Origin of the sequence: Saccharibacillus sacchari (genome assembly GCF_037722395.1) — a bacterium.
GTDB classification, from domain to species: Bacteria; Bacillota; Bacilli; order Paenibacillales; family Paenibacillaceae; genus Saccharibacillus; species Saccharibacillus sacchari_A.
Map to the genome: position 1 here is coordinate 33,962 of NZ_JBBKAR010000046.1, position 12,195 is coordinate 46,156.

13 protein-coding genes are annotated in these 12,195 nt (G+C 52.6%); 6 read left to right on the top strand and 7 right to left on the bottom strand.

Annotated features, from left to right (window positions below):
• Nucleotides 1-3 precede the first annotated feature (3 nt).
• From WKI47_RS18150 to WKI47_RS18165, 4 genes are all read left to right on the top strand, one after another.
• Complete coding sequence (locus tag WKI47_RS18150; RefSeq protein WP_340228588.1) at nucleotides 4-1,107, top strand: anthranilate phosphoribosyltransferase; 1,104 nt, start codon at nucleotides 4-6, stop codon at nucleotides 1,105-1,107.
• Between the two features lie 82 nt (nucleotides 1,108-1,189).
• The gene (locus WKI47_RS18155) at nucleotides 1,190-1,504 is read left to right on the top strand and encodes a metalloregulator ArsR/SmtB family transcription factor (protein WP_340228589.1); all 315 of its coding nucleotides are present in this window, start codon (nucleotides 1,190-1,192) and stop codon (nucleotides 1,502-1,504) included.
• Nucleotides 1,505-1,627: 123 nt separating this feature from the next.
• Entirely contained in the window at nucleotides 1,628-2,056 is a 429-nt protein-coding gene (locus WKI47_RS18160) for a DMT family transporter (RefSeq protein WP_340228590.1), read from the top strand.
• A gap of 12 nt (nucleotides 2,057-2,068) precedes the next feature.
• A complete protein-coding gene (locus WKI47_RS18165; protein ID WP_340228591.1) occupies nucleotides 2,069-2,545 on the top strand; it encodes a DMT family transporter in 477 nt (158 codons plus the stop codon).
• Between the two features lie 87 nt (nucleotides 2,546-2,632).
• On the opposite strand, the gene WKI47_RS18170 is transcribed toward WKI47_RS18165, so the two are convergent.
• The 3 genes from WKI47_RS18170 to WKI47_RS18180 all read right to left on the bottom strand — a co-directional run bounded on the left by WKI47_RS18170 (nucleotide 2,633) and on the right by WKI47_RS18180 (nucleotide 5,201).
• Nucleotides 2,633-3,238 (bottom strand): SMI1/KNR4 family protein, encoded by a 606-nt coding sequence (locus WKI47_RS18170; RefSeq protein ID WP_340228592.1) that lies wholly within the window; start codon nucleotides 3,236-3,238, stop codon nucleotides 2,633-2,635.
• Nucleotides 3,239-3,374: 136 nt separating this feature from the next.
• Nucleotides 3,375-4,526, bottom strand: a complete 1,152-nt coding sequence (locus WKI47_RS18175) for an AbrB family transcriptional regulator (protein ID WP_340228708.1) — start codon at nucleotides 4,524-4,526, stop codon at nucleotides 3,375-3,377.
• Between the two features lie 225 nt (nucleotides 4,527-4,751).
• Nucleotides 4,752-5,201, bottom strand: coding sequence for an SRPBCC family protein (locus tag WKI47_RS18180; RefSeq protein ID WP_340228593.1), 450 nt, complete (start codon nucleotides 5,199-5,201; stop codon nucleotides 4,752-4,754).
• A 156-nt stretch (nucleotides 5,202-5,357) separates the two neighbouring features.
• On the opposite strand from WKI47_RS18180, the gene WKI47_RS18185 reads away from it, so the two are divergent.
• On the top strand, nucleotides 5,358-6,239 hold the full coding sequence (locus WKI47_RS18185) for a helix-turn-helix domain-containing protein (protein WP_340228594.1): 882 nt from the start codon (nucleotides 5,358-5,360) through the stop codon (nucleotides 6,237-6,239).
• Nucleotides 6,240-6,248: 9 nt separating this feature from the next.
• On the opposite strand, the gene WKI47_RS18190 is transcribed toward WKI47_RS18185, so the two are convergent.
• The 3 genes from WKI47_RS18190 to WKI47_RS18200 all read right to left on the bottom strand — a co-directional run bounded on the left by WKI47_RS18190 (nucleotide 6,249) and on the right by WKI47_RS18200 (nucleotide 9,678).
• The gene (locus tag WKI47_RS18190; RefSeq protein WP_340228595.1) at nucleotides 6,249-7,685 is read right to left on the bottom strand and encodes a Gfo/Idh/MocA family oxidoreductase; all 1,437 of its coding nucleotides are present in this window, start codon (nucleotides 7,683-7,685) and stop codon (nucleotides 6,249-6,251) included.
• Between the two features lie 202 nt (nucleotides 7,686-7,887).
• Nucleotides 7,888-9,162, bottom strand: a complete 1,275-nt coding sequence (locus tag WKI47_RS18195) for a TerD family protein (protein WP_340228596.1) — start codon at nucleotides 9,160-9,162, stop codon at nucleotides 7,888-7,890.
• Nucleotides 9,163-9,312: 150 nt separating this feature from the next.
• Entirely contained in the window at nucleotides 9,313-9,678 is a 366-nt protein-coding gene (locus WKI47_RS18200) for a cupin domain-containing protein (protein WP_340228597.1), read from the bottom strand.
• Between the two features lie 130 nt (nucleotides 9,679-9,808).
• Between WKI47_RS18200 and WKI47_RS18205 the strand changes: the two genes are divergently transcribed.
• Nucleotides 9,809-10,672 carry a LysR family transcriptional regulator gene (locus WKI47_RS18205; protein ID WP_340228598.1) on the top strand — a complete coding sequence of 288 codons (864 nt, stop codon included), beginning with the start codon at nucleotides 9,809-9,811 and terminating at the stop codon, nucleotides 10,670-10,672.
• 223 nt (nucleotides 10,673-10,895) lie between these two features.
• On the opposite strand, the gene WKI47_RS18210 is transcribed toward WKI47_RS18205, so the two are convergent.
• A complete protein-coding gene (locus WKI47_RS18210; RefSeq protein WP_340228599.1) occupies nucleotides 10,896-11,654 on the bottom strand; it encodes a hypothetical protein in 759 nt (252 codons plus the stop codon).
• Nucleotides 11,655-12,195 lie beyond the last annotated feature (541 nt).

Consider the following 12,195-nt stretch of genomic DNA (forward strand, 5'->3'; position numbering starts at 1 on the left):
GCCATGATCGATCTGTTAAAAGAAGTCGCCCGCGGCAAACGCGGCGCACGGGATTTGAACTACGGGGAATCGTTGGAGGCCGCGGAAGCGATCCTCGGCGGACGTTCCACTCCGGCCCAGACCGGTGCTTTTCTGATCGCGGAGCGGCTGAAATTGGAAAGTGCCGAGGAATTGGAGGCATTCGTGTCCGTATGCCGGAGACAGGCTTACCGGGAATGCCGCAAGCCGGGCATCGACTTTGCAGGCCCGTATGACGGTCGGCAAAAGACCTTTTGGGCTTCGCTGCCGACAGCTTTTGTTGTGGCGGCAGCGGGGGTTCCGGTTACGCTGCACGGTTCCGCGCCGCTGCCGCCGAAGTACGGTGTGGTGCTGCATGACATTTTACGTGCTGCCGGCATCGATCCGATTGCGTTAAGCCGAGCATCCGCTATCTCGGCGGCGGATCACAGCGCGACAATGGGCATGGGCGGACAAGGCGGCGTGCTGTTTGCCGATTCTGCCAAATGGTGCCCGCCGCTCGGCCAATTGCACGGCATCCGCGAAGAGCTGGGCATGCGCACACTGTTGAATACGGCGGAAAAGCTGATCGATTACTCCTGCTCGCCTTATCTCGTACTGAGCGTGTTCCATAATACGGTGATCGATCGGCTGGCAAGACTGGTCGCAAGGCTCGGCTATCGGAAAGCGTTGATCGTGCAGGGTGTAGAAGGTTCGGAGGATGTGTTTATCCATCGGCCGACCCGTATCCATACCGTCGAACAGGGGCGCTCCGAATTGGATCTGCTCGACCCCGAAATGTACGGTATGGATACGGAATTGCCCGAAGAAGAATCCGCCTGGACCGGGCGAAAGCAGCTGGACATGCTCGAAGCGGTTCTGCAAGGCGGCGGACATATGGCTTATTATAATCAGACGCTGCTGAATACCGCGGTTCGTCTGCACTTGGCGGGAAACGTGAATTCGGTCGAGGAAGGGATCTATACGGCGAAGCCTTTGCTGGATGACGGAGCAGCGTGGAAGGTCTATCTGACATGGAAAAAAGTGCTGCAAGACGCGGCCCCGATTGGCGCTCAAACGGAAAAGGAAGCTGCGATACGTAAAGCGTAAAGCGAAAAACCGCGCTTGACCTGTTCTGCTCCATGATCAACTCCGGTTGACATATCGAGAAATCCCGATATACAATAGCGCTATGAAAAATATCGATATTTTCAAAGCTTTAGCCAATGAGACTCGATTGAATATGCTGCTTTGGTTAAAAGAACCGGATAAGAACTTCCCCGCACAAGGCGCACATATTCCAAAAGGCGTAAATTTCGTAGGCGGCGTATGTGTCGGAGATATCCAGGAAAAAGCCGGTTTATCCCAATCCACGGTATCCAGTTATCTGAACATGATGCAAAAAGCAGGGTTACTGGAGTCTTTCCGCTATGGGCAATGGACGTACTATCGTCGGAACGAAGACACGATTCAAGCTTTGGCCGAAGAGATTAGAACGAACATCTAAAATGTGCCGTCCGCGCTATGGACCCGGGCGGCCGACTGCCGTGCGTGCAGGGGAAAATCGTGTTTATCCGGCTTTTATATCGATTATTTTAGATATTCCGTTATACAGAAAAGGAGAAATGACATGCGCCCCATTTACTATCTGCTGGCTCTTTTGGCCGGTGCCGCTCTCAGCTTCGAAGGGGCGATTTACGCCGAACTCGGCAAGTCGATCGGACAGGTCGAAACGAGCTTTTACAACTTCGCGGCGGGCACGATAATCGTCGGCTTGCTATGGCTGTTTTTCGGAAAAGGAGAAATGGCCCAAATCCGGCGCGCGCCGCGCTGGTCGCTGATCGGCGGTCTGCTGGGCGTCGTTTATCTGACTTCGATCGTGATCAGCGTGCCTTTCGTCGGCGTAGGTGTCACGATGGTTGCGGTCATTATCGGCCAAATGGTTATGAGCATGGTGATCGAACATTACGGTTGGCTCGGCAGCGAACCGACGCCGGTCAATAAAGAAAAAATATTCGCGGTCGTCGCCATGATCGCCGCGCTGCTGCTGATCAACTAAAAGGAGGCTTCTATGGGATCATTCATGATTTTGTTTACGCTGCTCGGCGGCATCACGCTCAGCGCACAGTCGTCGATCAACGGAACGCTGGGCCGCAAAGCGGGTTCGCTCGAAACGACGCTGCTGACCTTCGTGACCGGCACGCTGTTTCTGGCGCTTTACTTGTTGTTTTTCGGAAACGGGAACTTGGGCGCTTTGTTCGACGCACCGAAGTGGCAATTGAGCGCGGCTTTTCTGGGCACGGTGTATTTGCTGTTTACGGTGATCGCCGTTCCGAAAATCGGCGTTATCGCGGCCAATATTTCGGGGATCGCGGGACAGTTGATCGCCGGGATGCTGATCGACCATTTCGGTTGGTTTAACAGCCTGGAAATTCATCTCGATGGCAAACGTATCTTGGCACTCGGGTTTATGGCATTGGCGCTGTACTTGATTTACAGAGGGAATAAGCGCTCTGCGGCGATGGCTCAAGCCAAAGCAACGGCATAAGGCATATCCTATCATTCGTATGCAAAAGGACTGTCCTGCCGTGAAGTTACGGCTTTCGGACAGTCCTTTTGACCTTTTTACCGGATCTCAAACACTCAAAACCTCTTCCCCGCCGAGCAAAATCGCCTTCATATCCTCGAACGAATCAGCGATCTGCCTCACGTGCGTTTCTACCTTTGCCCGTATGGATACGCCGGCTTCGCCGAGATCGAACAGATCGTCATGCAAGATCCAGATCACCGGACAGTCTCCAGCGTCGTCTCTTTTTTCCAAATCGAAGCAGACCGGCCCTTGACCATCTTCACCGACTGCAAACGGAAGATAACCTGCCGCAATCAGCGGTCCCCAATCTTCTGCGGCGTGTCGCTCCAATTCGGATAGCCTCGATGTCGTTGTGAGCGCAGGTAGCGTAAAGGACAGGCAGCCTCCTACATAACCGCCCTGACCGTTGCTTATTCCGGCAGACGTCCAGCTCACCAGATGATAGGCTTGCAGCAATGCGCGAAATCCCGGCGGAAAAGCAGCCTTCAAGCGCGATTCAAGCGCAGTCAACTCTTCTTCCGTAATCGTCGAGGTCACAGGCTTCCAAAATTTCCACTCGCCGTCGTCTTCCTCTTGCAGTTCTTCCGGCACTTCGCGTGCAAGGTCGAGCATATCGTCCGGAATATTGTTCTCGACATCGTAGAACAACATTCGGAACCTCTTATCGGCATATCGCTTATCGATTCTGCTGCGAATATCTTCAATCTCGTTCGGATACCTCTTTGGATCGCTTTTCTGCATCTGGCACGCTCCTCGTTTTAGACAATGATTCAAGCTATTCGTGTTTTCAAGATCCGGATTTTTCGGCGGATGCCGTTTTTTTCATCGAATCTTTTCGCGCCGATTCTCTCCGATCCGTATATTTGAACAACAGCCGCAGCAGCGAAGGAATCGCGAAGAAAATAAAGAACGTCCGGAACAACTGATACCCCGACACGATCGACAGATCCGCTCCGATCGAGTGGGCGATCACGCCCATCTGATCCATGCCGCCCGGCGCCAGACTGAGCAGTGCCGTCGGCGCCGTCACAGGCTGCAAACGCGTCAACAACACGGTCAAACCGAAAGCGCCGGCGATCAGCAGCAATCCGCTGAGCAGGGACAGCGACAGCGTGCGGACTTTGTTTTGGATCTGCGCCGGCTTGAGCAGCGTGCCGACGTACGTGCCGAGCGCAAGCTGCGCCGCGGCAGTCAACATATGCGGCAAGGCCGGCGCATGGAAGCCTGTCGCTTGCAGCAGCGCGGTGCCGAATGCCGGACACAGCAGGAACGCTGTCGGAAAACGGACTTTTTTGCCCAGCAAAGCCAGTCCGACGCATAACGGCCCGTAGACGAACATATTCGGGAACAAGCCGCTCCACGGAATCGTCTGCGCCGCCGCGACCGCTGTCGCTTCGCCGGTCTGCCCGGCCAAAAGCGGACTGTAGATCATCAGCGGAATGCCGACGATAATCAGCAGCAGCCGCATGACCTGATTGACCGTCACCAGCGTCAGATCGACGCCTTTCGTTTCTTCGGCCAACACGACCATTTGCGACAATCCGCCGGGCACGCTGCCGAGCAGCGAAGTTTTGAAATCCGTGCCGGACAGTTTGCCGATCACGAACGAGATGCCCGCGCATAACAACAGAAGCAAAAAGGTCATCAAGATCATGTACGGCACCTGCGTGCCCATACGCCGCAAAGCTTCGCCGGTGAGCGCAAGCCCGATCGTGTACCCGATCAGGATCAGCGCTCCGTTACGCATCGGCGACGGCCAGACATACAGCCGCTTGCGCAGCAGATTGGAGCCGATCAGCGACGCGAGCATCGGTCCGAGCAACCAGGGAACCGGAAGGTTCAGCGCCTGAAACAGCAGCGCGCCCGCCAGCGAGACCAGCGCCGCAATCGCGATACGAAGCCAGGTCGGAGCGATATTCGTCGCGGTTTGTTCATTCATTGCTTTCACTCATTACGCATTCCTCATTTCTTATGAAACCGGTACATGCCCGAAAAGCCTATCTTCCCATTATACCCCGACATGCAAATTCGTAAAAATCACGTTTTTGTATAGCGGGTATCGAGAATCTTTGTAAGGCGTCCTCGCATGTCCGGGGAACGCCGAAAAGCCCGGCCGATAGCCGGGCTTCCCTGTATGCTTTTGCTTGCTGCGCGCGTTCCTTTTTTACCACCCGAAATCGAGCGTTCTGCCTGTCTCGCACCAGCTCTTGATCGAACTGATGACCATCGGCCAGGCTCCTCTCGCGTTATCGGCAGCCGGATGGTTCTCGCTCCACTCGTCGTTGATCAGCGTCAGCTTGGTCGTCGTGCCCGCTTTTTCCAATTCGAACGTTACCCGGCTCGTCAGCTCGGCATGCCGCTCGCGGTAAGACGGTCCCGGATGTTCGACATAAGCCAACTTTTTCCCGGGTTCATAAGCTTCGATAGTTCCGTACACATGCACCGTCGCGTCGCCGTCATTGCCCGGACCCACATACTCGAACGGAGCGCCGACCGCAAACGAAGACTTCAGCTCCGATCCGAAAAAGGCGGCTTTCGTGCCTTCCGGCGATACCAGCGCTTCCCAGACTTTTTCCGGTTCGGCCCCGATATAGATCTCGTATTCCAGCTTCATGATCATACCCTCCTTGTCGTCGAACGGAACGCCGCTCATGCTGGATTGCCGTCTCGCGTCGTTGCGGCTTCCGTGTTACAATCAGCTTAACTTAAGGAACATGTATTCGCATTGTAAAAACGCGACAACCTTTCGAATACGAGACAGGAGGCCTCCATGAATCGCTTTTCGGAAAAGGAACAGGCCCAACACAGCGTAACGTCAAACATCCACGCTCCGCGCTCCCCTTTTTTCGATTCGTCCGAACCTCGCCTCGGCGTGCTCAATCCGGAGATCGGCAAAACGCATTTCCGCCTGCTTCGCTACGATCCCGCGCCGGAACTGGCAAGCTTTGTCCGCCATTATTGGACCGTCGAATGGGATCTGAGGGGGAGCGAGCCGTATCGACAGGAAGTCGTGCCGAATCCTTGCGCCAATCTCGTGATCGAGCCGGGCCGCACCGCTTGTTATATGCCGTCGGCTGCGCGCTTTTCCTATCTTCTTCAAGAAAAAGGCAAAGTATTCGGCGTGAAATTTCGGCCCGGAGGCTTTTATCCGTTTTACCGCAAATCGCTGTCGGAATCGGCAGGATGTCCGCTTCCAGTCGAGGTCTTCCTCAACACGACGTCCGCAGCGCTGGAACAAGCCTTGACCGCGACGGATAACGCCGGATTATGCGACCTTCTCGACCGTTTGCTGCTGGAAGTTTGCCCGGAAAAAGATACCGAAACGGAGCTGCTGCATCGGATCATTGCCGCGATCGCCGAAGATCGGGAACTGACCAAAGTCGACGCGTTATGCGAAAATACGCAAACGGAAAAACGCACGCTTCAACGGCTGTTCAGCCGACGGATCGGCCTCGGTCCCAAATGGGTGATCCGGTTGCACCGCATCCAGGAAGCGGCCGAAGCGTTGGAACGAGGCGCCGGGCAAGCGGGCCCCAACCTGCTGCATCTGTCGCATGATCTGGGCTACCACGATCAGGCGCATTTTATCAAAGACTTCAAAGCCGTGATCGGCGTAACGCCGGAAGCTTACGCGTCCGGGACGAGAAGATGAACGCCGTGATCAGATCGTCGCGCACGGGAACGCCGGAACTTCGCGTTTCAATACCCGGCTTAACGCGCGAATGACCAGTTCATGATCCCGTCCTTCGCGAAGTCCGCTCAAAGAAAGCGTCGCCGCCCATTCCCCGTTGACGCGAATCGGGAAAGCCCCGCCTGACGGCACGTAGTGCGGAATATTCGCCATGGCTTCGCTCCATGCTCCGTTCAATTCATGATCGACGTGCATCCAGACGCTGGAATGTCCCGTCAGCAAAGCCGCTCTGCGTTTTCCTTCCATATAGCCGACGTTTCGAGCCGCTTTGCTGTCCATGATGTATTGGAAAATGACCAATTCGTCGCTTTCCCGGAAGATCGACACGGCAATCTCGCGGTCGTACTCACCGGCCAATTCCACGATCGTATTCCCCAGCTCCAACGCTTCTTTCGATCCGAACGCTTCATATTGAAGAAGTTCCTCCTGCTCGGCCAACACATCCAGGCACTCCGGCGTATAAGTCAGCCCGGCGCGAACGGCGTCCAGAATTTCGGCGCAGCGCAGGGAAGCGGATAACGGCATGATGTCGCTCTCCGTGCGTCCCTGCTGCAAACATTCCGCAAAATGATGCACTTCGCTGTAAAAATCGTCGATCTCGTACGGGACTTCGATCTGCTCCGGCTCCTGTCCGTCGCGATAGAGGCTCATGCTTACCGGACGGTGCAGATCATGGACAACGATGCGCCCGGTCTCGCCTTGCAGCACCGCGACGCGTTCTTTTTGCCGGTCGAACGCGCATTCCAGCCTCGCTTTGACGCCGCCCGCTTGCAGCTCGGCGTCGATATAGTAGTCGACGGAATCCTGCTGATTGGCGGCTACCGTTTGCAATTCGATGCTGCCGGGCGCAAAATCTTCGATCCAGCTCGCGCAGTATGTACCGACATCCAGCAGCGAACCGCCATAGCCGGGCTGTACATGGTAGGTGGTCATGCCTTGCGGTATTTCGTTGCAAAAACTCGCGTAGACCGAAGCGATCTTGCCGATCTCGCCCGCATCCACCCGGCGCCGCAGTTCCCGGTACAGCGGCACGAACCGCTGCTTCATGGCCTCCATGAACAGCACGTTTCGGCTGCGGGCCGCTTCGGCGATCTCCCGCATTTCCCGCGCGTTGAGCGATGCCGGTTTTTCGCACAGGACGGCTTTGCCCGCATGGATCGCTTGAATCGCCCATTCATGATGCAATTGGTGCGGCAGCGCCAAATAGACCGCGTCGATATCCGGATCGGCCAGCAGCTCGTCATGCGAGAGATAGAGCTTGTCGGCCGGATTTTTTGCGGTAAAAGCTTTCAGCTTACCCTCGTCTCGCCCGCTGACCGCATATAGCGTGCTGTTCGGCTCGTGCACTACGGCGGCGGCAAAGCGATGCGCGATATTGCCCGCGCCAAGAATTCCCCATTTGATCATGAAAGTCACTCCTTCGTGTTGGTTGTCGTCTTGATTGTATCGCGAGTCGGTTATTCGGAACAAACTTGAAAGCGATTTTTCTGTACGGCGCGATACTCGAAAGCGGCAAGCATTGAAAAAAAGACCTTCCTCCGGGCCTATTTCGGGGAAAGGTCTTTTCTGTTGGGGTTGTCGCCGCGCAACACACCGCCTGCGTCGACGGTCAGCGGTCTTTGAATTCGATCGGTCCCACGTTCATCTCGAACCGTCCGTCCTCATAGAGCAGCGGCGAATTTTCGACTCCGCTTTTGGAATACGTCTCGACTTGGCTAACCTCCATCGAGTCTTCGCCGGTAAAGTCGATTTTGGCGATCGCGACCCAATACGCGAACGCGTTTTTCTTTTGCAGCCACGTCTCGACGCGTTGGCCTTCCCCGTTGTCGACCACGGCGCGGGCTTTCATCGCTTTGAAGCTGCCGAAGCCGTTCGACACGGCGCTGTACGCGCAAAACAATACGTATTTCAGTTCATCGGTCCGGTAGATGCTGATCGTTTCCTGACCCGCGCCCCGCGCATCCTGATCCAGCTCGATATAAGGCGCGCGCTTGCCGGAACCGCGGTTTTTGTAATACACTTTGCCGCATTCGCCGCTTTTGGTGACATAGAAACCGTACAGGTCAAGGTCTTTGCGCGGATTTTCCCAGACCAGCATCGCCAACGCGGACGCGGATTTGCGGATCGAGATGCTGCCCGGCTTGGATAATTCGATCTTCTGCAGCACGACCGACGACGCGGACGGCTTGGACAGTTCGATCTTCGGCGAAACCGCAGACGGCACGTCGGCGGGCGTAGGCATCGGTTCACTCAAAGGCCCTTTCGGCGTCGTTTGCACAGGCACGGCAGCTTCCGGGGAAGCGGCGGTTTCAGGCGGCGCAGGTTCGGACGACTGTTCGTTTTCCGCCACGTCCAGACCGTAACTTCGGCATAACGCTTCAAGCCCTCCGTCGTAGCCGCTGCCGATCGCCGCCAACTTCCATTCGCCGTTATGCCGGTACAGTTCCGCCGCGACGATCGCCGTTTCCCGATCCAGCTCTTCGCCGAAGCCGTACCGAAGCAGTTCTTGCCCGCTGTGCGCGTCCAGCGCCCGGACGTAGATGTCGGAGACGTCGCGGAAAAAGCGTCCGTTCTCCTCTCCTTCGTGGATCGTCAGCGTCAGCGCGATCTTGTGCACGCGATCCGGAATGGATCGCGGCAGCACGGTCAGCGTCTCGCGCCGGCCTTCTTTGCCTTCATGCCGCACGGCGCCGCTGGCGTGGACAGGCTGACCGTAAAACACGAAATCCGCGTCTTCTTCGCAAATATCCCGGTCCGACAACAAAAAAGCCGCGCCGTCGATCTCGATATCCGCAAAAGCAGTCGTCCAGCCAAGTTCCAGCTTCAACTCCCGCACGTCACGTCCTTTCGTGAGATCGGCTTTTTGGCCTTTGCTCAGGTTCATGGGCGCGTCCTCCTCGAAATTCCGAATCCGATTATGGCATGACCATTTTCGGTATAGAAGAACTTCGATAAAAAGGGCAGCAAACCTGCTAAAGCATGCACGCAAACTCCGCCGGGAGCAGATCAGGCTGAGTTTGCGCCTACGACTTAATTAAATCCAGACATCATTCGCAGCGGTGCGATCCGATTGCGTATCGCCGGTGTTCAGCACCCCTCTCGGCTCGACCAACATCACGCGGCATTCGCGTTCGGCGAACGGCTTGTGCTCGACGCCTTTGGGAACGATGAACACCTCGCCTTGCGCAAGCTTGACCTGACCGTCGCGAAAATCAATAGCCATCTCGCCTTCGATAACCACGAATACTTCATCCGTATCGTGATGCACATGCCAGACGAAATGGCCTTCGATCTTGACGATCTTGAATTGGTAATCGTTCATCTCGCCGATCACTCGCGGAGACCATTGTTCATGCAGCAAAGAAAATTTTTCGTTCAAATTGATCGCTCGGTAATCCACGCGTATCCCGCCTTTTGTTTGTATTGACTTGCTTGGTATCCTCAAGTTTACACTTCGCGTTGCATCGCGTAAAATCATAAAAATATACGTTCACTATCACATTTCGCGATGCAAAAGGAGCCAAACCGGCATGGACATCAAATCTTTGGAAATCTTCAAAGCTGTAGCGCTCGAACAAAACATCACCAAAGCGGCAGAAAAATTGAATTACGTGCAGTCCAACGTGACCGCCAGAATCCAGCGTCTCGAAAAAGAATTGGGCGTCGCATTGCTGCAGCGGTCGCACAAAAAAGTATCGTTGACGCCTGCCGGACGCGAATTTTTGCGGTATGCCAACAAGCTGTTAAACGATTTCGAAGAAGCCGTCGAAGCCGTCAATCCTTCTTCGGAGCCGCGCGGACCGCTTCGCATCGGCGCGATGGAATCGACGGCGTCCACGCATTTGCCGCTTATTTTCGCCCGTTACCATGACAAGTTCCCGCAGGTGGAATTAAGCATGTACATGGCGCCCACGGTAGATCAGATCGAAGACATTCTCGCTTACAAAGTGGACGGAGCGTTCGTGGACGGGCCTGTTCGGCATCCCGACATTATCGAATATCCGGTGCTGGAAGAGTCGCTTGTGTTGATTACCGGTTATTCGCAAGAACCTTTCGCGTTGGCGTCGATTCTGGACCGGCCGCTGCTTTCTTCGTTCGAACATTGTATTTATTTGGGACGCTGGCAGCGCTGGTTGGACGACAACGGATACGCCCCGATGAAAGTGATGGAGTACGGCACGCTGGAAGGCGTCCTGAAATGCGTCGAATACGGGCTGGGCGTTACCGTGCTCCCGATGTCGATGATCGAGTCGAGGATGGAAGGCCGGTTGAACGCCTATCCGCTGGAAGACCCTTACCGGGTCGTGCCTACGATGTTTATCAAACGGCGGGATACGTACAAAAGCGCCGCGCTGTCGCGGTTTATGGAGGAGGCGGGGATGGTCGAGTTTTGAACAATAGTGAATGATCCGTTGTGCTGGTTGTCTTGAAATAAAATATTTGAATAATACGTCTAAAATTCCAATCAATACTCTTAATAAAGATAATTTTCATTTAAAATTCACAAGATTCTTAAGTTCAAGTTATTTGATTCCTCAACAAATCCATTAGGTATATTCTTTTTAAAATCAATAAAAAAAGAACCGGCACACCAGTTCTTTTTTTTGTATTTCGAGATTATTTATAGCCTGCGGTAGCAGCATTAGGGTCGTCGTATTTGACTTTTATTCCATAGCGATCTGCAATGTGATCACCGATTTCAACCGTCAAACGTCTTGAAGCATTAGTCCCTACAAAGTTTGTTTCCTTAAAGTACAACTCAGCTATTGCTGGAATACTTTTACTTCTTATTTCGGTAGCTCTTATAATGCTGAGCTTTTCATTAAGGAAGTTTCCCCCGTAAGCAATAATATTAATACCCGATACACCTGTAATATAACTAGCTCCTAGATGTGTATCAATTACGGCAGAGGTATTGTAAGAAGCTCTTGCTGTTGGACTTGTACCATATACATTGAAGTAAAGACTTGTTGTATTGGACATAACACTAATTTCCGATTTCTCAAGCTCTATACCTACTTTTTTATAAGATCCATCAGGAAATCTTTGAACTGCCACAGGATTATCCAGAGTTGCTGCTAATTCCGGCTGAACTTCATTCGTTTCTTGCAATGAAAAAGGACTAATCGTTTTGTTACTTGATACAGGTTTTTCCGAGTCTAAGACTTCTCCTTTTTTGAGTTTGGTAATTACATTTTGAATATCTTCTTCAGAAGCTCCATCTTCACGCATTCTCTCTGAGATTTCAGTATACTTACTGTTTTCAGCAAAATCATCACTAAAAGTATCAGCTAGAGATAGTTTTGGGTAAATAACTAGTAGAGACAAAAACATCAAAACCAAGGATCCGTAAAGCATATTTTTTTTAATAGACATACAACACTCTCCTTTTTTTGGTATATTTAACATTAACCATTATAAATTAATTTAATCAAAGGAGGAAATTAATGATTATTATTTTTATGCAAATTGTTATTATGGGAATCATAGCAGGAGCAATAATGTATGTATTAAATAAGCTTAATAGTAATTTTATTTTCTTGGGTATAATTTACTTATTGCTTAGTGTGGTTGTATACTTCACGTTCAATGATTACAAATATCTCACATTCATTATTTTCGCGATTTTAACTCATATTATCTTAAGAAAAACAGATGCTTATAAAAATCGTAATACTTAAGACATACTTGCTGTATAACAATTTTAAAAATTGATCTTGTAAAACACAATCCTATGCGCAAACCCCTTTTTATCATGAAGATAATAAAACATCCTCAAAAAGATATTTTGAGAAAGTAAATAAGACTAAAAACGAAAACACGAGCTGTAGAATCAATTCTATGAGCTCGTGTTTTCATTTTATCTACTTACAGAACTTTTCCAGTATCTTTTTTATCGACAGGAGCCTTCGCTTGT

What these genes read in the sequence shown, in the direction of transcription:
- WKI47_RS18150 (WP_340228588.1), top strand. Translation starts at nt 4, where the DNA reads ATGATCGATCTGTTAAAAGAAGTCGCCCGCGGCAAACGCGGCGCACGG.
- WKI47_RS18210 (WP_340228599.1), bottom strand. Translation starts at nt 11,654, where the DNA reads ATGTCTATTAAAAAAAATATGCTTTACGGATCCTTGGTTTTGATGTTT.
- WKI47_RS18195 (WP_340228596.1), bottom strand. Translation starts at nt 9,162, where the DNA reads ATGAACCTGAGCAAAGGCCAAAAAGCCGATCTCACGAAAGGACGTGAC.
- WKI47_RS18160 (WP_340228590.1), top strand. Translation starts at nt 1,628, where the DNA reads ATGCGCCCCATTTACTATCTGCTGGCTCTTTTGGCCGGTGCCGCTCTC.
- WKI47_RS18170 (WP_340228592.1), bottom strand. Translation starts at nt 3,238, where the DNA reads ATGTTGTTCTACGATGTCGAGAACAATATTCCGGACGATATGCTCGAC.
- WKI47_RS18175 (WP_340228708.1), bottom strand. Translation starts at nt 4,526, where the DNA reads ATGAATGAACAAACCGCGACGAATATCGCTCCGACCTGGCTTCGTATC.
- WKI47_RS18165 (WP_340228591.1), top strand. Translation starts at nt 2,069, where the DNA reads ATGGGATCATTCATGATTTTGTTTACGCTGCTCGGCGGCATCACGCTC.
- WKI47_RS18155 (WP_340228589.1), top strand. Translation starts at nt 1,190, where the DNA reads ATGAAAAATATCGATATTTTCAAAGCTTTAGCCAATGAGACTCGATTG.
- WKI47_RS18180 (WP_340228593.1), bottom strand. Translation starts at nt 5,201, where the DNA reads ATGAAGCTGGAATACGAGATCTATATCGGGGCCGAACCGGAAAAAGTC.
- WKI47_RS18205 (WP_340228598.1), top strand. Translation starts at nt 9,809, where the DNA reads ATGGACATCAAATCTTTGGAAATCTTCAAAGCTGTAGCGCTCGAACAA.
- WKI47_RS18190 (WP_340228595.1), bottom strand. Translation starts at nt 7,685, where the DNA reads ATGATCAAATGGGGAATTCTTGGCGCGGGCAATATCGCGCATCGCTTT.
- WKI47_RS18185 (WP_340228594.1), top strand. Translation starts at nt 5,358, where the DNA reads ATGAATCGCTTTTCGGAAAAGGAACAGGCCCAACACAGCGTAACGTCA.